This is a genomic window from Streptomyces sp. iso_384 (assembly GCF_056172905.1).
The window spans coordinates 6969962-6988515 of sequence record NZ_JBWBTT010000001.1 but is presented as its reverse complement, the minus strand read 5'-3'; the positions used below and the strand labels follow the sequence as shown (position 1 = coordinate 6988515).

Genomic DNA, 18554 nt, shown 5'->3' with positions numbered 1-18554 from the left:
AAGCTGGAGGGAAGGGAGGGCAGGAGACGGTCCCCCCGAAGCACTGGAACTGGAAGAAGCTCCCACTCGTGCTCAGGGGATTGGCCAGCCGATGCTGCAGTGACTGTAGGCGGGTGAAGTCAGGGGTCAGTGGCGGGGCTTTGGAGCGCTTGGATGGATTGGGCGATGAGGGTGTGGATTCTGCTCTGAATGGCAGTTTCCTCGAGGGAAGTGAAGGAGGTGTAAGGCAAGAGGCGGCGTAGGCGTTTCGTGGTGTCGCGGACGATGGCGCGCCGGGGGACGGGCAGGGAGGAAAGGCGGGGGGCAGTCAATTCGCGGGCGAGTGCGCGGGCGAGGGTCGGTGTGCCGCCGATGGTGCGGCGTTCGAAGATTTGGTTGAGATCAGACTCCGTGAGTCGGTCGAGCAGGTCGTAGTGGGTGGTGCCGTCGCGGGTCTCGGCGAGGGCATGGGCCTGCCACCACAGGCGGGCGAGCGTGTGACGGACCAGGCCGGTGCCGATCCAGCGTTTGGGGGTGCGGGTACCGAAGCGCCAGGCGGTGACGTCGGGGACGAGGCAGGTGGCGAGGTAGCTCCACATGTCGCCTTGGCTGGCCTCGGCGGGGGTGATGTCCATCGTGGTGTGCAGGGCTTTAGCCGCGGCTCGGTCGAAGAGGATCTTGTTGTGGTCGGCGGGCGGAGCCGGCTGACCGGCGCGCCGTGCACAGTCGCGCAGGGTGTCGGCGAGATGGTCAAGGTGGGCTGGGGGAACGGGGGTGCCGCCGGTGGTGCCGTAGAAGGCAGTGGGGGAGTGGCCAGCGTGGTTCCTGATGTCCTGTGGGGTCAGAGTTGTGAAGTGGGCCAGGAGCGTCGTGGCCTCGGCGGGGGTGATCCGTGGGTACAGCAGGCTCATCGCGTCTCCCGGCGCATTTGATGCTGGCGGCGCAGAGCGCCCTGCAGGGCAGCGGCGAAAACGGAGGGTTCGGCCTCGCGCCAGGTAGCCACGGTTTGCAGTGAGGCGCCATGGAACAGATTGGAGACCAGTACCGTCAGGCTTTCGGCCAGGCTGCCAGGTTCGTCAGCCGCGTCAGTGACGGCGTCCCGCCAGGCGGGGCGCAGGCAGGCTTCCACCAGTTGGCGGGCGAGGTCGTCGTACATCGTCTCGAGCAGACGGCGCTGCATCGAAGTGGGGGCCGCTGCCCGAGTGGCGGCGGTGACCAGTTCGCTGTCGGTCCGGTTGAGGTAGAGGCGGATGCCGCCGGTGACGGGGACGGCGGGGTCGTCGGGCAGGCCCAGCGCCCATCGGGCGTCCTCGTCGAAGCCGTGCAGCGGGAAGTCGATCACAGAGATCGGGAAGCGGGAGGCGCCGCCCTCCAGGCGGACTTCTGCGCTCTGCTCGCACAGGATCTCCCCGGCGTGGCGGGGGGTGAAGGGGGGCGCCGCCTCGGGGCGGGGGACGTCGTCGGCGAGCACCAGGCGTGTGTGGATCACGAGGGTGCCGCCGAGGTCGGTGCCCGACAGTTTGATCTTCACGGTCAGATTTGTCGCGTCGACCACAAGGCGGCGGAACGCTGATCCTGTGTAGTGCGCAGCTGAGGAGTGCCAGTCGACGACCAGGGCAAGCGGGGTGTCGGCGGGCAACCTGCAGTCGGCCAGCGCCCGAGGGTGGTCGACGGTGACATAGCGGGAAAGGGCAAGGTCGGCCTGGGGGTCCCAGTCCGGCAGCAGCGCAGGCAGCTCTCGGGCGCCTTCGGCGTCGTCGATCTGCCAGGGGCCGCACGTCAGGACCTGGGGGGCGGGCTGCAGGAACGGCATGACGTCGTGTGCCATCAGCGGGCTCCTTCCTGTTCCTGCACGAGGTGGGCGCTGACGCGGACTCGCGTGGCGGCGCCCGCGACGGGGCGCACCACCACCACCCAGTCGCGTCGGTCGGCAACGGTGAGGGTCAGAACGTCGCCCTCGCGCATCTCCGCCGCGTCGGGGCTGCGGAAGCCCACCACCTCCGGGCCGATCGCGCCGACCGGAGGATCTTTCTCCCTGCCGTGGTCCAGGGCGACTGAAGCCATCGCCAGGACGCGGATGGGGGCGGCGGCCGAGGAGACGGTGATATCGGTGATGACGTAGAAGGCGCCGTCGATCTCGACGAGTCGGGGCGGGGCGAGGGTACGCAGTAGGCTGCCCGTTCCCCCGCCCCCGGGCGGCCCGGGGGCGGGCGACGGATGGTCGGCGCCCTGGCCGCTGCTGGTGGGCACCAGGGAAGCGAAGCGGTGGGACAGGGCGCCCAACGGCGGTTGGGGGCCAGCGGCCGACACCCGTTCGGGTTCGGCGAGGGCGTACTCGCGCATGCGGTTGTCGATCGTGCGCAGCGCCGAGCGCACCAACTTCCTGGCGTCGGGGTCGGGCATGTTCTTGGCCACCCAGGCGTCGTGGGTGGGCGGTTCGGCGGCAGCGAAGGCGTCGTCCACCCCCACCGCGGTGCGGAAGACCGCGCCGTAGGAGACGTCGCTGTCGGGGAGTTGGGGGCCCGGTCGGTAGTGCACCACGAGGCCCGCCTGCCGCATTAGAGCGCAATGGTGCATGGGCCCCTCGGATGGGGCGGCTACGTCCGTCCAGTGCGGGCGCACCGGTGTCATGAACGCCTCGAGGGCGAAGCGGCCGAGGTCGATGGCGGGATTCCTGCTGCGCACGTGACGCCCGTCGGTGTGGGCGCTGCGATAGGCACGGATGAACGGCTGCAATCGGGGGACCCGGTCTGGGTCGGGCAGGTCCAGCGGCCGGCCATCGACGCTGACGCGGCAGCGCATGCGCGCGGCGCCCGGAGCGTTGTCGATCATTACGGGCCACAGTTCCCAGAGCATGGCGGAGCCGAGGAATTGGGCGGCTTCCTCAATCGTGCGGGGGCGCTCGGGTTCGTCAGCCTCCACGGGGGCGCTCGAGCCGAGCCGGGCACCCACGATTACGATGTCGGTTCCCAGTTCGTCGCCAGCGCGCGCCGGCAGGCCCAGGGCGTCGGCTACGGCGTCGGCGTCCTCGTCCAGCAGCGGGTCGGGGATGTTGTCCGCGGCGATGCGTCCCCACCAGTGGCGGCCGGTGTAACGGCGCTCGGCTTGATCGAAGCCGGTTCCCAGCGCGGCGGCGATCAGGCGGGTTTGCACGCGGTCCTGCCACCGGCATCGGGTGCGCACCAGGACAGTGCCGGCCGCGCTGGTGGTGAACAGCACGCCCTTGCCGAATCCGTACGTCCCTCCGCTGTGTGCGCGGCGGTTGGTGCGGCCGATGTCGCGGACCAGTCCCACGAAGTCCGTGCTGCCGTGGTGGACGCGGTCGCCGCGCAGCGGTCCGCCCAGACCGCCGGTGCCGCGGTCGCTGACGGTCAGCAGCACGGTGTCGGGGTCGTGCAGCACTGCAGCCAGGCCCAGCGACGTGTCGTCGCCGAACACCGGCAACAGGGCATTGATCCAGGGCGCCAGCCCGGTCTCGCCCGGTCGGGCGAGTGCGAGATCGAAACCGACCTCCCCGGTGCCCAGGCGGGCGTCCCAGGTGTTTTGCGCGGCCTCCCGCACCAGGACTTGCAGGGGGTCTAGGTCGGGGCGGCCGAGCTGTTTGCGGATGCCCTCCGCGTCGGAGGCACCCTCAGGGGCGGAGGGTTGGGCCCACCACACGGGAGCACTCATGGCGTCGACCGTCCCTCGAGCTGGGCCACGACCTGTTCGTGGTCGAGGGCGTCGGGCAGTCGGTCGGACACGTCCAGGGTGTAGCGAACGGCGTCGATGCCGGGCGGCAGGGGACCGCGCAGGTCGGCCGGTGTCAGGGCGGGGAAGCCAGCGTCGACGGCGAGCCCGAGCAGCCGAGGCCTGCCGTAGCGCGCGCCGGCGTACAGATCCGCGTCCGCCGTGCTGTAGCCAGCCTTGGCCAACTGCTCGATCAGGCCGCGGGAGTCGGCGGCCGCGGCCACTACACGCTCGGCGAGCTCGGGCAGCGACGTGCCGGACGCGTCCTCGACCAAGCGGACCAAGACCAGCGTCAATCGGCCGCCGGGCGGAGGGGCCAGCTGGTCCAGACCGTGGATTTCCACGGTGGAGCCGCCCCGACCCAGCGTCTTGACCTCCACATCCCAGGTGCCGGGCAGGCGGAAGTCGTGGGGCAGCCGGTCGGGTCCGGTCCAGATCTGGGTGGGCCGCAGGAACGCATCGCCGTGCAGGACATGCTCGAGCACGGTCAACTCACCGAACAAGCCGCGCTGTTCGGAGGTCGCCAGCCGCCCTCCGCGGCCCTGGAACATCTCCCGCCAGGCGTCCAGGGTCTGCCGGCAGGTCTGCGCGGGAGCGCCGCCGTCCTCGGCCAAGCGCTGCAGGACCTCGCTGACCACGTCGTCGAAGAGGTCGCCCAGGTCCGTGCGGTGGCACACCAGGTCCGCGTAGTGCTGCACCCGGCCCTCGACTCGCAGACTGCCCCGCTTGAGCCGCACGTGCGCCGAGCGCAGGTCCTCGTGCACCTCCTCCGGGCGGGCGACGGGCAGCAGCAGATGGCGATCCCCCCGGGCGTCCAGCCCCACCTGCACCTCGCCCGCCGTCACGGCCAGGCCGATCGGCGCCATCGTCATGTGCTCGCCGGCTATCCGCCTCGCCCCCACCACCGGCCAGGTGAACCGCAGCTCGCGCCGCCAGTCGGTGTCCGCGCCGCTCATGCGTCGTCCGCCTCGTCGTCTAGGGCGTTGGCCTGGTCGTCGTACTCCGCGTCATCGACCGCCTGGTGGTCGACGCCCACCTGCACGTACCGATTGGCGACCGTGTCCTTGGAGTTGCCCGGGAAGACGAAGGCGGCGCCCACGACGTGCTCGACGGCCTGAAGCGGCCGACGGGTGTCCCGGTTGGCCTCGTCGGGCGGGGAGTCCTTGGCGATCGGATACAGCAGGAGCAGGCCCCGATCCTGGAAGTCGGGGTGGTCGTTGCGCAGCGCCACGAGGCCCGCCTCGGACCGGCGCCGTGCCTCGGCCGCGGGCACGTCCATGTCGACGACCCGGTGCTCCTTCGTCATCAGCGTCTTGATGTCGGCCTTCGCGCCGCCGCTGTCCTTCAACTTGGACCGGTTGATGGTGCCGACCCGCACTCGCTCGTCGAACTCCACCACGTGCCGGGCGTCCGCGGCGGGGCCTCCCATGACGGCGACGGTCCAACTGAGCAGGCTCTGCGGCGAACGCCGGTTCTCGGTCTCAATGTAGGCGCGGATCAGACGCGGTTCGAGGTCCGGCGAGTCCTCGTGCACCCGATAGCTCTCCAGGAAGTGCAGGACGTGACGCACGTCCACGTCACGCAAAAGCACCTCTCCGGAGCCGCGGTCGTCCAGTGCCGCGCCGTCGCGGAGCGCGTCGCCGACCAGAGTGCGAGCCGCGCGCAAGTTGTCGGCCAGCCACTCCCGCTCGTCCTCGGGGAAGTAGCGGGTCTGCACCCGGCGACCGCCGTAGGAGGCGTATGCCGTCCGAGCCCGCCCCATCTTCGCCGTCACGTTCAACACCGGGTGCGTGCGGATGCGCACCCCCACCTCGCCGGGCGGGATGTCGTCCTCCTCATAGCGCCTGATGTCCAGGCGGATCTCGTGCTCGACCGTCGCCAGATGCCGGAAGTACTCCTTGAGCTGCTGCGTCATCCAGATCCGGGGCAGGTCCTCGTAGCCGGGACGAAACCCGAACCAGCGGCCCATCTGCAGCAGCGTGTCGTAGGTGCGGGCCGAACGGACGAAGAAGCTCACCACCAGCCCCTCGAGCGTCAAGCCCCGCGAGAGGGTGTTGCCACCCACCGCAATCGCCACCACCGGCTCGGGTCCGGAGTAGTCCAACCGGTCGCGGCTGCGGTGGTTGTCGAGGACCACATCGGTCTGCGCCACGATGCCGGGCAGGTGCTCGCGCAGTTCGTCGAAGGGGACGAAACGATTGCCGAACTGAGCGGCGGGAACCTTACGGCTCTCCTCCTCCCACTGCTGGCGCAACCCTCCCACCACACCCTCGTCGTCCTGCTCCAAGGCATCGACCATGGCCTGGCGCATCCGCTCCAGCGGCTCCCGGTAGGCCTCGTGCACCACCGTCTGCATGCTGGGATGCACGAGCATGGTGGAGTGCTCGTGGTCCCCGCGGCAGCGGCGGGCCGCGGTCGCCAGCCAGAAGTAGTGCACCGCAGCAGTCAGTTCGTCGGTCATGGTCGGGGCGAAGCCAGCGGTGTCTGCCCGGCGGCGCGGCCGCAGCCGGTCGACCGTGGCGGCGGGAACGATGCGGATCATGTCGTGGCCGTCGAGATCACTGCCCGTCGCCTCTCCCTCCACCGCCTCCCGGCCGAAGATCTTCTCGGCGCCGAAGTACCCGTCCGGCTGGGGCAGGCTGAGGATGAACGTCTCCGGGTACAGATCACCGGCCGAGGGATCGATGAGTACGTTGGCGAAGGGGGTAGCGGTATAGCCCAGGTAGGTCCGCTTGTCGAACAAGTCGAGCAACTGGCGGATCTGCGGATTGATGATGGGGGTGTCCACGCTCGCCTGGTCGGCCTCGTCGTCGATGATCAGCACCGGCAGGTCGGCGAACGCCCCGGCCTTCACCGCAGGCCTCAGCCACTCGATCAACCGCTGCAGCCGTTTGTGGTTCTTCTTCACCACGCACAGGGTCACCCCGGTGCCGCTTTGATGCAGATACGCGGCCGCCTTGGAGTTCTGCTCCTCGAAGTCCGCCTCCGCGGACGTCAGGGTGAACCACCCGTCGTCCTTGCGGGCCAACAGTTGCTCGGACAACCGTTCTTGGGTCTGCCGGCGCAACCCGTTGTGGATGCCGGACAGCACGATGATCAACCGGTACCCCACGTCGGCTGCCTTCGCGATCACCGCCGTGTAGTTCGTCGTCTTGCCCGACTGCACGTGACCGACGACCAGGCCCTTCGTCAAGAACGTCGCGTGGGAAGGGTCGTTGGTGTAAGCGATGATCTTCGAGGAGGCCTGGTCCAGCACCTCTAGGCGATCCGTGGGCCAGCCGTCCTGTCGCAGGAACTCGGCGTACGGCATCCAATAGGGATCGTCCGCCAGCGGCCCCGGATACCAAGGCTCCATCCCTGGCGCGGCAAGGATCTTCGGCGGGTAACCCACCCGGACCGATTCCGCACGCCTTTGGAACTCCTGGACGTAGCCCTCGATCTCGTCCGGGTCGAACCGCTTCTGGAACTTGAGCACCGTCTGCTGCAGACCATTGCGCTGAGCCTGAGCTGCAAAGACATCGAAGAAGTCATCCACGGACCCGACTTTAGGGCAACCTACCGACACGCAGGCGCACTTGGGGCACTCCACGCACTCGGGGCGTTTCCCGAACAGGGCGACGCCCGGGGCGGATGCGTTCCATGCGCCGTGGCATCCGTCTTGGCCGTGGACGCAAGGACTTGTGACTGCCACACGACTGTCAGGGCGACAGAGCTGGCTGAGCCGGAGCGGAAGGTCGAGAACCCACCTCCTGCACTGCAGAAAGTCCGCAGACGGCCTGCTGCGCTCGCTCGACGAGTGGACGTCCCCCCAGGCGTCCCCCGGCAACCTCAAGTGCACGCACAACTGCAGGCCACAAGTGGTGGGTGGAGCCCGCTGTAAATCTGCCGGCTCAGCCTACCCAGGTTCGAACCCTGGCGCCGCCACGCGAACGAAGCCCCCGACCAGTCTTCTGGCCGGGGGCTTCCTCGTTGTCCGGGCGGCCGTTCTCGGCACGGAGTCCCGGTGCGGATCAGTTGCCCGCGACGTCCTTCACGGCCACCGTCACCGGCACGTTCCCGGAGATCGCCTCCAGGGTGAGGCCCGCCGTCGCCGGGGTGTCCAGCAGCTCCAGCAGCGTGGCCGCCACATCGTCGCGGGGGATCGGGCCGCGGCCGGTCGAGGCGGCCAGCAGGACCTGCCCGGTGCCCGCGTCGTCGGTCAGCATGCCGGGGCGCAGGATCGTCCAGTCCAGCGCGGTACGGGCGCGTACGTCGGCGTCGGCGGCGCCCTTGGCCCGGAGGTACACGTCGAAGACCTCGTCGCCGGGGTGGTCGGGGTCGGCGCCCATCGAGGAGACGACGAGATAGCGGCGGACGCCCGCCGCCTCGGCCGCGTCGGCGAACAGCACGGCCGCGCCGCGGTCGACGGTGTCCTTGCGGGCGGTACCGCTGTTCGGCCCCGCGCCCGCCGCGAAGACGGCCGCGTCCGCGCCGCGCAGCACCTCCGCGGTCTGCTCCACGGTGGCCGACTCGAGGTCCAGCACGGCGGGTTGGGCGCCGGCGTCGGTCAGGTCCTGACTCTGTTGGGGGTTGCGGATGATCCCTACGGCTTCATCCCCACGTGCGGCGAGCAGCCGCTCCAGCCGCAGTGCGATCTGTCCGTGTCCACCTGCGATGACAATGCGCATACCTCCGACCGTACGCCCGGGGGCGGGCTCCCGCTCAGTTCCTGGGCCCGGGACCGGAGTCGGGTCGTCCCTGACGCGGAAGGCCGCCGAGGCCCGCGGTGGCGTCGGCGTCGGAGTCGCAGTACTCGCGTACGGCGCTGGTGCGGGCGACGATCCGGCCGCGGTGGATGACGATGCGGCTGTAGGCGAGGGAGAGCACCGCGGAGAGCCGTTCGCCGCGTACGGCGAGGAGTTCGGCGGGAAAGCCCGCCTCGACGCGTACGTCGGGAAGGCCGATGGCCGCGCGCGCGGTCGTGGAGACCAGGGCGTACGCCTGTTCGGCGCGTAGTCCGGCCTGCGAGGCGAGGAGGTAGGCCGCTTCGAGCGGATCGCCGCGGCCGACCGGGTTGGCCGTGTCCCGCAACGCGCCACTGCCCGCAGCGACACGGACACCGGCGGAGCGCAGCAAGCGTACGGGGGCGGTCGTACGGCGCTCCGCACCGGCGCAGCCGCCCTGGGGCAGGCAGACCACGGTGATCCCGGCCGCGGCCAGCCGGTCGGCGGCCCGGGTCGCGGCGTCCAGCGGCAGATGGGCCAGACCGGCGCACGGGCCGAGGGTGACACCGGGGCGCAGACCTGCGGCCATCGCGGCGAGCCGGGCCAGCCGGACGGGGTCGTCGCCGTCGGTGTGCAGGTCCACGGGGCAGCCGTGCTCGGCGGCGATCTCCAGGACGGCCTCGGTGTAGCCCGTGGGGTCCGGGTCGAGGTCGGGGCAGCCGCCGACGACGGCCGCGCCCATCTTCACCGCGTCCCTGAGCATCGCGAGGCTGTCCGCCCCGGCGACGCCGGTGAGGATCCGGGGGACCGCGACGGGCATCACGTCGGCGAGGCCGCGCAGGGCGCGCCGGGTCTGCAGGACGGCTTCGAGCGGGACGAGGCCCTGGACGTCGCCGACGCGGACGTGGGTGCGCAGGGCGGTCGCGCCGTGGCCGAGCTGGAGGAGCGCGGCCTCGGTGGCGCGGCGCTGGATGTCCTCGGCGCGGTGGGAGGCCGGTCCCGGGCTGTCGGGGCCCGCGCTGTCCGCCGTGAGGGCGGAGTCGCTGTGGGCGTGGGGTTCGGCCGGGGCGGGGAGCAGGAGATAGCCGCGGAGGTCGATGCGGGGGCCGCGGGCGGTGAGGCTGCCCGCGGTGCCCACGGCCTCGATCCGGCCGCCGCTCAGGCGTACGTCGACGGCCCGGCCGTCGGCCAGGCGGGCGCCGCTGAGGACGAGGGCGGGGGTGTCGGCGGTGGTGGCTGCGTCGGCGCTGTCGGGCGCGTTGTCGTCGGGCCGCCGTGGCTGGCTGTCAGGCATCGCGCTCCTGGGAGGGGTGCAAGATCACACGGAGTGACCACACCCTAGGGGCGTGCGGGGGCGGCTTCCGGGAGGAGCGGAATAGTCGTACCGGTGCGCCTGTGCTGTCGGCCGGCCGGGCCCGGTCCTGAGGTGGACGCGGCCTGGATCAAGGCCTGATCAGGGGGTGTGGGCGGCCCCGGACAGAGGGCCGGAGCGTGCGGAACAAACGGATTTGGGCAACCGGCGGGGGACCGTGTAATGTCTTCATCGCTCGCCCCAATAGCTCAGTCGGTAGAGCGTCTCCATGGTAAGGAGAAGGTCTGCGGTTCGATTCCGCATTGGGGCTCTGGTGATCGGGAAACCCCGCTTCGGCGGGGGGACTCATTCATCAAAGCGGTGTAGCTCAGTCGGTAGAGCAAGCGGCTCATAATCGCTGTGTCACCGGTTCAAGTCCGGTCACCGCTACTAACGGTAGCCGATGGTTGGGTCGGTCCTTCGATCGGCTACCCTTTCATGCGTTCATCCGTCCATCGTCCGTCCAAGGAGCACTCACGTGGCTGCCACCGACGTCCGCCCGAAGATCACGCTGGCCTGCGTGGAGTGCAAGGAGCGGAACTACATCACCAAGAAGAACCGGCGTAACAACCCGGACCGTCTTGAGATGAAGAAGCACTGCCCGCGCTGCAACTCGCACACCGCGCACCGCGAAACGCGCTGAATCAGGCTCGTACACGAGGCCGTCCCCTCTGGGGGCGGCCTCGTGTCGTTGTACGGGGTCGCTTCCCGCACGGGGGCGTGCCCTTGTTCGTTTTTCACCAGGTTTCTCAGGAGGTAGCGAGCTCATGGCGCTCGACCAGTCCTTCGTGGGGCGGACCTATCCGCCCACTCCGGCGTACGAGGTCGGCCGGGAGAAGATCCGCGAGTTCGCCGAGGCGGTGGGCGACCCCCACCCGGCGTACGTCGACGTGGAGGCCGCCCGTGCACTCGGTCACGCCGATGTGATCGCGCCGCCCACCTTCGTCTTCTCGATCACCTTCCGGGCCGCCGGAGAGGTGGTGCAGGACCCGCAGCTGGGCCTGGACTACAGCCGGGTGGTGCACGGGGACCAGAAGTTCTCCTACGTGCGTCCGGTGCGGGCGGGGGACCGGCTGACGGTCACCTCGACGATCGAGGCGATCAAGTCCCTCGCGGGCAACGACATCCTGGACGTCCGCGGGGATGTGCACGACGAGGCCGGCGAACTGGTCGTCACGGCGTTGACGAAGCTGGTGGCGCGCGCCGCCGAGGAGGCGTGATGACGGCGAAGGTCTCTTACGGGTCGGTCGAGGTCGGTACGGAACTGCCGGCGCAGTCGTTCCCGGTGACGCGGGCCACGCTCGTGCAGTACGCGGGCGCCTCGGGTGACTTCAACCCCATCCACTGGAACGAGAAGTTCGCGCGCGAGGTCGGGCTGCCGGATGTGATCGCGCACGGCATGTTCACGATGGCCGAGGCGATCCGGGTGGTCACGGACTGGGCCGGCGACCCGGGCGCGGTCGTCGACTACGGGGTGCGTTTCACCAAGCCGGTCGTCGTGCCCAACGACGACAAGGGCGCGCTGATCGAGGTCAGCGGCAAGGTCGCCGCGAAGCTGGACGACAACCTGGTCCGGGTGGACCTGGTCGCCGTGTGCGACGGCAAGAAGGTGCTGGGCATGTCCCGGGCCGTGGTCCGGCTCGCCTGAGACGTACCGGCGCGTCAGCCGGAGCCGGTGGCCGTCCGAGCCCCGGACCCCGGCGTACGGTCCGTGGCCCGGCACCGGCGGCCGGCCCACGGACCGTACTCTTGTCCCCGTGCAGGAACTCCACGACGCCCCCCTCGCCCCCCTGACCACCTTCCGGCTCGGCGGCCCCGCAGCCCGGCTGCTGACCGCCACGACCGACGCCGAGGTGATCGCCGCCGTACGCGAGGCCGACGCGAGCGGCACCCCGCTGCTGGTGATCGGCGGCGGCTCCAACCTGGTCATCGGGGACAAGGGCTTCGACGGCACCGCGCTGCGCATCGCCACCAAGGGCTTCGCGCTCTCGGGTACGTCCCTGGAGCTGGCGGCCGGCGAGGTGTGGACCGACGCCGTCGCCCGGACCGTCGAGGCGGGTCTGGCGGGCATCGAGTGCCTGGCCGGCATCCCCGGCTCCGCCGGCGCGACGCCCATCCAGAACGTCGGCGCGTACGGCCAGGAGGTGTCCACCACCATCACGGAGGTCGTCGCCTACGACCGGCGCACCGAGCAGACGGTGACGATTCCGAACGCGGAGTGCGCGTTCTCGTACCGCCACAGTCGCTTCAAGGCCGAACCCGACCGCTTCGTTGTGCTGCGTGTCCGATTCGAGCTGGAAGAGGCCGCCGGGCTTTCCGCGCCCCTCAAGTACCCCGAAACGGCCAGGGCCATGGGCGTCGAGCAGGGCGACCGCGTACCGCTGGAGGCCGCTCGCGAGACCGTGCTGCGGCTGCGGGCCGGCAAGGGCATGGTGCTGGACCCGGAGGACCACGACACCTGGTCGGCGGGGTCCTTCTTCACCAACCCGATCCTCGAACCGGCCGCGTTCCAGGACTTCCTCGACCGGGTCCAGGAACACCTCGGCCCGGACGTGACGCCCCCCGCCTTCCCCGCCGAGGACGGCCGCACCAAGACCTCGGCGGCCTGGCTGATCGACCGGGCCGGATTCACCAAGGGCTACGGCAGCGGCCCCGCCCGGATCTCCACCAAGCACACCCTCGCCCTCACCAACCGGGGCGCGGCCACCACCGAGGACCTGCTCGCCCTGGCCCGCGAGGTCGTCGCCGGAGTGCACCGGGCCTTCGGCGTCACCCTGGTCAACGAGCCGGTGACGGTCGGCGTCAGCCTCTAGGACGTACGCGGTCAGCCTCTGGGAACGTACGTACGCGGTCAGTACGCGACGCCCACGCCCTGCCGCACGGCCGCCGGGTCGTCGATCAGCGCGAGCATCGCGTGCGCCACGTCCGCCCGGGAGATGGACCGGCCGCTGCGCGGCGTACCGCCCACGACCTTCCGGTAGACGCCCGTGCACGGCCCGTCCGTCAGCCTCGGCGGGCGCACCGAGGTCCAGTCCGTGGCGCTGCGGGCCAACGCCGCCTCCATCCGGGCGAGATCGGCGTACAGCTCCGCCAGGACCGCCCCGATCGCCCGGCGCATCAGCCGGTCCACCAGCGGATCGTCCGCCGGCTCCGGCCCGACCGGCGCCGCGCTCACCACCAGCAGCCGTCGGACGCCCTCCGCCTCCATCGCCGACACGATCCGGCCGGTCAGCCGCTCGGCGACGCCGTTCGCCTTCCGGCCGCGCGAGCCCAGCCCCGAGAGCACCGCGCCCCGTCCCGCCACCGCCGCCCGCACCGCCGCCGGATCGTCCAGCCGTACGACGGCATGGAGCGCCGCGCGATCCAGCGACGCGGGCAGCCGGTCCGGGTCGCGGACCACGGCCGTCACCTCGTGACCCGCCGGGAGTGCCTGCCCCACGGCCTCCCGACCGACACCGCCGGTCGCTCCGAACACGGTGATCCTCATAGTGCGCCCCCTGGTGGGTGAGTGTTCACTAACCTCTAGGGTGGGTGGCTTCCCACCCGGGCGTCAAGATCTCCGGGTCCCGGCCGGTTGGAGCACGCATGGACCAGAAGCCCGCCCGCGTCCGGATCGTCGACGCGGCACACGAGCTGATGCTCTCCATCGGCCTCGCCCGGACCACCACCAAGGAGATCGCCAAGGCCGCCGGCTGCTCGGAGGCTGCGCTCTACAAGTACTTCTCCGGCAAGGAGGAGCTGTTCGTCACCGTCCTCGCCGAGCGGCTGCCCCGGCTCGGGAATCTGCTCGGCGAACTGAGGGCCGGCGAGGGCAGCGTCGAGGGCAACCTCGCCGAGATCGCCCGGGTGGCTGCCCTGTTCTACGAGCAGACCTTCCCCATGGCCGCGTCCCTCTACGCCGAACCCCAGCTCAAACGCCGCCACGAGCAGGGCGTGGGCGGGCTGGAGGCCGGGCCCCACCTGCCGATCCAGCGACTCGACGCCTATCTGCGCGCCGAACAGGGGGCGGGCCGCATCCGGGCCGACGCGGACACCTACGCCGCCGCCTCCCTGCTGATGGGCGCCTGCGCCCAGCGGGCCTTCGCCTATGCCGCGCTCCCCGGCGGCGAGCCCCCGCAGCCCCTGGACGACTTCGCCGCCTCCGTCGCCCGCACCCTGCTGGGCGGAATCAGCTAGCCAGCCAGTCGTCGATCCCGGACAACAGCTTCTCCCGTACGTCCACGGGGGCCGCCGAGCCGCGCACCGACTGCCGGGCCAGCTCGGCCAGCTCCTCGTCGGTGAAGTCGTGGTGGCGGCGCACCAGCTCGTACTGGGCGGCCAGCCGCGAACCGAACAGCAGCGGGTCGTCCGCCCCCAGCGCCATCGGCACACCCGCGTCGAACAGAGTGCGCAGGGGGACGTCGGCGGGCTTCTCGTAGACGCCGAGCGCCACATTGGACGACGGGCAGACCTCGCAGGTGACCCCGCGCTCGGCGAGCTTGCGCAGCAGCCGGGGGTCCTCGGCGGCCCGGACGCCGTGGCCGATGCGCGAGGCGTCCAGGTCGTCGAGGCAGTCGCGCACGCTGGAGGGCCCCGACAGCTCGCCGCCGTGCGGAGCCGCCAGCAGACCGCCCTCGCGGGCGATGGCGAAGGCCCGGTCGAAGTCGCGCGCCATCCCGCGCCGCTCGTCGTTGGAGAGCCCGAAGCCGACGACGCCCCGGTCCGCGTACCGCACGGCGAGCCGGGCCAGGGTGCGGGCGTCCAGCGGGTGCTTCATCCGGTTGGCGGCGATCACCACCCGCATGCCCAGGCCGGTGTCCCGGGCGGCGCTGTCCACGGCGTCGAGGATGATCTCGATGGCCGGGATCAGCCCGCCGAGCAGCGGGGCGTACGAGGTGGGGTCGACCTGGATCTCCAGCCAGCCCGAGCCGTCCGCGACATCCTCCTGGGCGCTCTCGCGCACCAGGCGGTGGATGTCCTCCGGGGACCGCAGGCACGACCGGGCGATGTCGTAGAGGCGCTGGAAACGGAACCAGCCGCGCTCGTCGGTCGCCCGCAGCTTCGGCGGTTCACCACCGGTCAGGGCGTCCGGGAGGTGGACCCCGTACTTGTCGGCGAGTTCGAGCAGGGTGGTGGGCCGCATCGACCCGGTGAAATGCAGGTGCAGGTGGGCCTTGGGCAACAGACGTACATCACGCTCCATTGGAAGATCCTGCCGCACGGGCGGGCCGGAGCGGTAGCCGCTTTCCCCTACGGAGGGCGGCTCGAACAAAAAAGTGCCCCCGGCCGGTGGTGGATCCGGCGGCCGGGGGCACTTCCCGTGAGCGGCTGTGCGCGACCGGTCAGGCCTTGGCCTCGCCCAGCAGCTTCTGGATCCGCGAGACGCCCTCGATGAGGTCGTCGTCGCCCAGGGCGTAGGAAAGGCGCAGGTAGCCCGGGGTACCGAAGGCCTCGCCGGGCACGACGGCGACCTCGGCCTCGTCCAGGATCAGGGCGGCCAGCTCGACCGAGGTGGCCGGGCGCTTGCCGCGGATCTCCTTGCCGAGCAGGTCCTTCACCGTCGGGTAGGCGTAGAACGCGCCCTCGGGCTCCGGGCAGAACACGCCGTCGATCTCGTTGAGCATCCGCACGATGAGCTTGCGGCGGCGGTCGAAGGCGGTACGCATCTCGGCGACCGCGTCCAGCGGGCCGGAGACCGCGGCGAGCGCGGCCACCTGGGCGACGTTGGAGACGTTGGAGGTGGCGTGCGACTGGAGGTTGGTCGCGGCCTTCACGACGTCCTTCGGGCCGATGATCCAGCCCACCCGCCAGCCGGTCATCGCGTACGTCTTGGCGACGCCGTTGACGACGATGCACTTGTCGCGCAGCTCGGGGACGATCGCCGGCAGCGAGGTGAACGTGGCGTCGCCGTAGACGAGGTGCTCGTAGATCTCGTCGGTGAGCACCCACAGACCGTGCTCGACGGCCCAGCGGCCGATGGCTTCGGCGTCGGCCTTGCTGTAGACGGCGCCGGTCGGGTTGGACGGCGAGACGAAGAGAACGACCTTGGTCTTCTCGGTGCGCGCGGCCTCCAGCTGCTCGACGGAGACCCGGTAGCCGGTGGTCTCGTCGGCGACGACCTCGACCGGGACACCGCCCGCGAGCCGGATCGACTCGGGGTAGGTGGTCCAGTACGGGGCGGGGACGATGACCTCGTCTCCCGGGTCGAGGATCGCGGCGAAGGCCTCGTAGATGGCCTGCTTACCGCCGTTGGTGACCAGGATCTGGCTGGCGTCGACCTCGTAGCCGGAGTCGCGCAGCGTCTTCTCTGCGATGGCGGCCTTGAGCTCGGGGAGCCCGCCGGCCGGGGTGTAGCGGTGGTACTTCGGGTTGCGGCAGGCCTCGACCGCGGCGTCGACGATGTAGTCGGGCGTCGGGAAGTCGGGCTCGCCGGCCCCGAAGCCGATCACCGGACGCCCGGCGGCCTTGAGGGCCTTGGCCTTGGCGTCGACGGCGAGGGTCGCGGACTCGGAGATCGCACCGATGCGGGCGGAAACCCGGCGCTCGGACGGTGAAGTTGCAGCGCTCATGGCCCCATGCTCCCAGACCGTAAAAGCCGTCGGCACAGGGGTTTCAGGGACCGGACAGGACCCGGACAGCATCCGGACAGGACCGGTCGGTAGTTGTCTGTTCGACGCAGCGGCCCTGAACACGTACACTCACCTGTCGTTGGCCTTCACCAGCCGCACCGTTCCTGCACCCGGTCACCGGGAAAGATGCGGTAGGTTGGTGGAAACCACAAAGGGTCGTAGCTCAATTGGTAGAGCACTGGTCTCCAAAACCAGCGGTTGGGGGTTCAAGTCCCTCCGGCCCTGCTACACACTCCTTCGCCAGGATGTGTGCGCATGTACGTACTTCATTGCACAGCCGTGCGGCTCCACCGGGCGCGGCACGGCCACGACCCGGAATCAGGTGAGTAGCGTGACGGACGCCGTGGGCTCCATCGACATGCCTGATGCCGATGATGAAGCTCCTGAGTCGAAGAAGAAGACTCGGAAGGGCGGAAAGCGCGGCAAGAAGGGCCCTCTGGGCCGTCTCGCGCTGTTCTACCGCCAGATCGTCGCCGAACTTCGTAAGGTTGTCTGGCCGACGCGTAGCCAGCTGACGACGTACACCTCCGTGGTGATCGTGTTCGTCGTCGTCATGATCGGTCTTGTTACCGTTCTCGACATGGGCTTCGCCCGGGTCATCAAGTACGTCTTCGGCTGATCTCGCGGAAGGCGTCCGACCCGGCGCCCCTTTCGCACGTTCCACCCTTTGTATCCAGGAAGAAGCAGCCATCGTGTCTGACCCGAACCTGAACGACGCCGTCGAGCCCGAGGCCGGCGCCTCAGAGTCCGCCAAGGACGAGCTCGACATCGTTGAGGCTGCTGACTCCGTGGACCCGGACCAGGCCGAGGCCGCCGACCTCGCCGCGGGCGAGCCCGCCGAGCAGGCCGCCGTGAACGCCGAGGCGGAGGAGTCCGACGAGGACGTCGCCGCCGAGGCCGACGACGAGAGCGCCGACGAGGAAGAGGCCGAGCCGGCCGCCCCCGTCGACCCCGTCACCGCCCTGCGCGACGAGCTCCGCGGTCTCCCCGGCGAGTGGTACGTCATCCACACGTACGCCGGTTACGAGAAGCGCGTGAAGGCCAACCTGGAGCAGCGCGCCGTCTCGCTGAACGTGGAGGAGTTCATCTATCAGGCCGAGGTGCCTGAGGAGGAAATCGTCCAGATCAAGAACGGCGAGCGCAAGAACGTCCGGCAGAACAAGCTCCCCGGCTACGTGCTGGTGCGCATGGACCTGACGAACGAGTCCTGGGGCGTCGTGCGGAACACGCCGGGCGTCACCGGCTTCGTGGGCAACGCCTACGACCCGTACCCGCTGACCCTGGACGAGATCGTCAAGATGCTCGCCCCGGAGGCCGAGGAGAAGGCCGCCCGCGAGGCCGCCGAGGCCGAGGGCAAGCCGGCTCCGGCCCGCAAGGTCGAGGTCCAGGTGCTGGACTTCGAGGTCGGCGACTCGGTCACCGTCACCGACGGCCCGTTCGCCACGCTGCAGGCCACGATCAACGAGATCAACGCCGACTCGAAGAAGGTCAAGGGCCTCGTCGAGATCTTCGGCCGAGAGACCCCGGTCGAGCTCAGCTTCGACCAGATCCAGAAGAACTAGCGCTTCCCGCCGGTTTCTGGACACATGCCTACCCAGCAGGTCAGAGGGGCTTCGCGGCCGCTCTGACCTGCTTGGTTTTTGGTCGCACAGCTATACCCGTTATCGTTGTGCGGTATGCCTCCATCCGGATGACCGGAATCGGCGGCGAAACACTCTCACTAGGACCCGGAGAGAGCAATGCCTCCCAAGAAGAAGAAGGTCACGGGGCTTATCAAGCTCCAGATCAACGCCGGTGCGGCGAACCCGGCCCCGCCGGTCGGCCCCGCGCTCGGTCAGCACGGCGTCAACATCATGGAGTTCTGCAAGGCCTACAACGCCGCGACCGAGTCGCAGCGTGGCATGGTCGTGCCGGTGGAGATCACGGTCTACGAGGACCGCTCCTTCACCTTCATCACGAAGACTCCGCCGGCCGCCAAGCTGATCCTCAAGGCCGCGGGTGTGGACAAGGGCTCCGGCGAGCCGCACAAGACCAAGGTCGCCAAGCTGACGGCCGCCCAGGTCCGCGAGATCGCCACGACGAAGCTCCCCGACCTGAACGCCAATGACCTCGACGCCGCGTCGAAGATCATTGCCGGCACCGCCCGCTCCATGGGCATCACGGTCGAAGGCTGATTCAGCCCCG

At 70.2% G+C, this 18554-nt stretch carries 18 protein-coding genes and 3 tRNA genes; 11 read left to right on the top strand and 10 right to left on the bottom strand.

Annotated elements, in window-relative coordinates; translation table 11 throughout:
• Positions 1–119: 119 nt before the first annotated feature.
• From AC0VY3_RS31305 to AC0VY3_RS31275, 7 genes are all read right to left on the bottom strand, one after another.
• Positions 120–890 (bottom strand): DUF6339 family protein, encoded by a 771-nt coding sequence (locus AC0VY3_RS31305; protein ID WP_475551114.1) that lies wholly within the window; start codon positions 888–890, stop codon positions 120–122.
• Entirely contained in the window at positions 887–1807 is a 921-nt protein-coding gene (locus AC0VY3_RS31300) for a hypothetical protein (RefSeq protein ID WP_453670778.1), read from the bottom strand. Before AC0VY3_RS31300 ends, AC0VY3_RS31305 begins: the two co-directional genes overlap by 4 nt.
• Positions 1807–3651 (bottom strand): hypothetical protein, encoded by a 1845-nt coding sequence (locus tag AC0VY3_RS31295; RefSeq protein WP_475551113.1) that lies wholly within the window; start codon positions 3649–3651, stop codon positions 1807–1809. Before AC0VY3_RS31295 ends, AC0VY3_RS31300 begins: the two co-directional genes overlap by 1 nt.
• A complete protein-coding gene (locus AC0VY3_RS31290) occupies positions 3648–4664 on the bottom strand; it encodes a PD-(D/E)XK motif protein (protein WP_475551112.1) in 1017 nt (338 codons plus the stop codon). The genes AC0VY3_RS31295 and AC0VY3_RS31290 overlap by 4 nt, the downstream gene beginning before the upstream one ends.
• Positions 4661–7243, bottom strand: coding sequence for a Z1 domain-containing protein (locus AC0VY3_RS31285; protein WP_475551111.1), 2583 nt, complete (start codon positions 7241–7243; stop codon positions 4661–4663). The genes AC0VY3_RS31290 and AC0VY3_RS31285 overlap by 4 nt, the downstream gene beginning before the upstream one ends.
• Before the next feature lie 475 nt (positions 7244–7718).
• Entirely contained in the window at positions 7719–8375 is a 657-nt protein-coding gene (locus tag AC0VY3_RS31280; protein WP_103511060.1) for an SDR family oxidoreductase, read from the bottom strand.
• A gap of 34 nt (positions 8376–8409) precedes the next feature.
• Complete coding sequence (locus AC0VY3_RS31275; RefSeq protein WP_475551110.1) at positions 8410–9705, bottom strand: amidohydrolase family protein; 1296 nt, start codon at positions 9703–9705, stop codon at positions 8410–8412.
• A gap of 255 nt (positions 9706–9960) precedes the next feature.
• Between AC0VY3_RS31275 and AC0VY3_RS31270 the strand changes: the two genes are divergently transcribed.
• The 6 genes from AC0VY3_RS31270 (at position 9961) to AC0VY3_RS31245 (ending at position 12575) form a co-directional block, all read left to right on the top strand.
• Positions 9961–10033 (top strand) — tRNA-Thr (locus AC0VY3_RS31270).
• Between the two features lie 46 nt (positions 10034–10079).
• Positions 10080–10152: transfer RNA gene (locus tag AC0VY3_RS31265), tRNA-Met, on the top strand.
• 88 nt (positions 10153–10240) lie between these two features.
• On the top strand, positions 10241–10405 hold the full coding sequence (gene rpmG, locus AC0VY3_RS31260) for a 50S ribosomal protein L33 (RefSeq protein ID WP_003956487.1): 165 nt from the start codon (positions 10241–10243) through the stop codon (positions 10403–10405).
• Between the two features lie 124 nt (positions 10406–10529).
• On the top strand, positions 10530–10982 hold the full coding sequence (locus AC0VY3_RS31255; RefSeq protein WP_103511062.1) for a MaoC family dehydratase N-terminal domain-containing protein: 453 nt from the start codon (positions 10530–10532) through the stop codon (positions 10980–10982).
• The gene (locus AC0VY3_RS31250) at positions 10982–11410 is read left to right on the top strand and encodes a MaoC family dehydratase (RefSeq protein WP_103511063.1); all 429 of its coding nucleotides are present in this window, start codon (positions 10982–10984) and stop codon (positions 11408–11410) included. The genes AC0VY3_RS31255 and AC0VY3_RS31250 overlap by 1 nt, the downstream gene beginning before the upstream one ends.
• A 109-nt stretch (positions 11411–11519) precedes the next feature.
• The gene (locus AC0VY3_RS31245) at positions 11520–12575 is read left to right on the top strand and encodes a UDP-N-acetylmuramate dehydrogenase (protein WP_103511064.1); all 1056 of its coding nucleotides are present in this window, start codon (positions 11520–11522) and stop codon (positions 12573–12575) included.
• A gap of 38 nt (positions 12576–12613) precedes the next feature.
• Here AC0VY3_RS31245 and AC0VY3_RS31240 read toward each other — a convergent pair whose 3' ends face one another.
• On the bottom strand, positions 12614–13249 hold the full coding sequence (locus AC0VY3_RS31240) for an NAD(P)-dependent oxidoreductase (protein WP_475551109.1): 636 nt from the start codon (positions 13247–13249) through the stop codon (positions 12614–12616).
• A 98-nt stretch (positions 13250–13347) separates the two neighbouring features.
• Between AC0VY3_RS31240 and AC0VY3_RS31235 the strand changes: the two genes are divergently transcribed.
• Positions 13348–13938 carry a TetR/AcrR family transcriptional regulator gene (locus AC0VY3_RS31235; RefSeq protein ID WP_242741514.1) on the top strand — a complete coding sequence of 197 codons (591 nt, stop codon included), beginning with the start codon at positions 13348–13350 and terminating at the stop codon, positions 13936–13938.
• Here the strand turns inward: AC0VY3_RS31235 and AC0VY3_RS31230 are convergent.
• Positions 13931–14944 (bottom strand): adenosine deaminase, encoded by a 1014-nt coding sequence (locus AC0VY3_RS31230; RefSeq protein ID WP_103511067.1) that lies wholly within the window; start codon positions 14942–14944, stop codon positions 13931–13933. The two genes, AC0VY3_RS31235 and AC0VY3_RS31230, sit on opposite strands and share 8 nt — an antisense overlap.
• Positions 14945–15083: 139 nt before the next feature.
• A complete protein-coding gene (locus AC0VY3_RS31225) occupies positions 15084–16310 on the bottom strand; it encodes a pyridoxal phosphate-dependent aminotransferase (protein WP_103511068.1) in 1227 nt (408 codons plus the stop codon).
• 212 nt (positions 16311–16522) lie between these two features.
• On the opposite strand from AC0VY3_RS31225, the gene AC0VY3_RS31220 reads away from it, so the two are divergent.
• The 4 genes from AC0VY3_RS31220 (at position 16523) to rplK (ending at position 18544) form a co-directional block, all read left to right on the top strand.
• Positions 16523–16595, top strand: a tRNA-Trp gene (locus AC0VY3_RS31220).
• 106 nt (positions 16596–16701) lie between these two features.
• Entirely contained in the window at positions 16702–16989 is a 288-nt protein-coding gene (secE, locus tag AC0VY3_RS31215; RefSeq protein WP_030084301.1) for a preprotein translocase subunit SecE, read from the top strand.
• A gap of 73 nt (positions 16990–17062) precedes the next feature.
• Complete coding sequence (gene nusG / locus AC0VY3_RS31210; RefSeq protein ID WP_103511069.1) at positions 17063–17932, top strand: transcription termination/antitermination protein NusG; 870 nt, start codon at positions 17063–17065, stop codon at positions 17930–17932.
• A gap of 177 nt (positions 17933–18109) precedes the next feature.
• On the top strand, positions 18110–18544 hold the full coding sequence (rplK, locus tag AC0VY3_RS31205) for a 50S ribosomal protein L11 (protein ID WP_010058817.1): 435 nt from the start codon (positions 18110–18112) through the stop codon (positions 18542–18544).
• Positions 18545–18554 lie beyond the last annotated feature (10 nt).

Bases quoted from the DNA above. Each gene is read 5' to 3' on its own strand.
- rplK (WP_010058817.1), top strand. From the start codon at position 18,110: ATGCCTCCCAAGAAGAAGAAGGTCACGGGGCTTATCAAGCTCCAGATC.
- AC0VY3_RS31300 (WP_453670778.1), bottom strand. From the start codon at position 1,807: ATGGCACACGACGTCATGCCGTTCCTGCAGCCCGCCCCCCAGGTCCTG.
- AC0VY3_RS31295 (WP_475551113.1), bottom strand. From the start codon at position 3,651: ATGAGTGCTCCCGTGTGGTGGGCCCAACCCTCCGCCCCTGAGGGTGCC.
- AC0VY3_RS31230 (WP_103511067.1), bottom strand. From the start codon at position 14,944: ATGGAGCGTGATGTACGTCTGTTGCCCAAGGCCCACCTGCACCTGCAT.
- AC0VY3_RS31305 (WP_475551114.1), bottom strand. From the start codon at position 890: ATGAGCCTGCTGTACCCACGGATCACCCCCGCCGAGGCCACGACGCTC.
- AC0VY3_RS31250 (WP_103511063.1), top strand. From the start codon at position 10,982: ATGACGGCGAAGGTCTCTTACGGGTCGGTCGAGGTCGGTACGGAACTG.
- AC0VY3_RS31225 (WP_103511068.1), bottom strand. From the start codon at position 16,310: ATGAGCGCTGCAACTTCACCGTCCGAGCGCCGGGTTTCCGCCCGCATC.
- AC0VY3_RS31280 (WP_103511060.1), bottom strand. From the start codon at position 8,375: ATGCGCATTGTCATCGCAGGTGGACACGGACAGATCGCACTGCGGCTG.
- AC0VY3_RS31255 (WP_103511062.1), top strand. From the start codon at position 10,530: ATGGCGCTCGACCAGTCCTTCGTGGGGCGGACCTATCCGCCCACTCCG.
- AC0VY3_RS31240 (WP_475551109.1), bottom strand. From the start codon at position 13,249: ATGAGGATCACCGTGTTCGGAGCGACCGGCGGTGTCGGTCGGGAGGCC.
- AC0VY3_RS31290 (WP_475551112.1), bottom strand. From the start codon at position 4,664: ATGAGCGGCGCGGACACCGACTGGCGGCGCGAGCTGCGGTTCACCTGG.
- AC0VY3_RS31235 (WP_242741514.1), top strand. From the start codon at position 13,348: ATGGACCAGAAGCCCGCCCGCGTCCGGATCGTCGACGCGGCACACGAG.
- AC0VY3_RS31275 (WP_475551110.1), bottom strand. From the start codon at position 9,705: ATGCCTGACAGCCAGCCACGGCGGCCCGACGACAACGCGCCCGACAGC.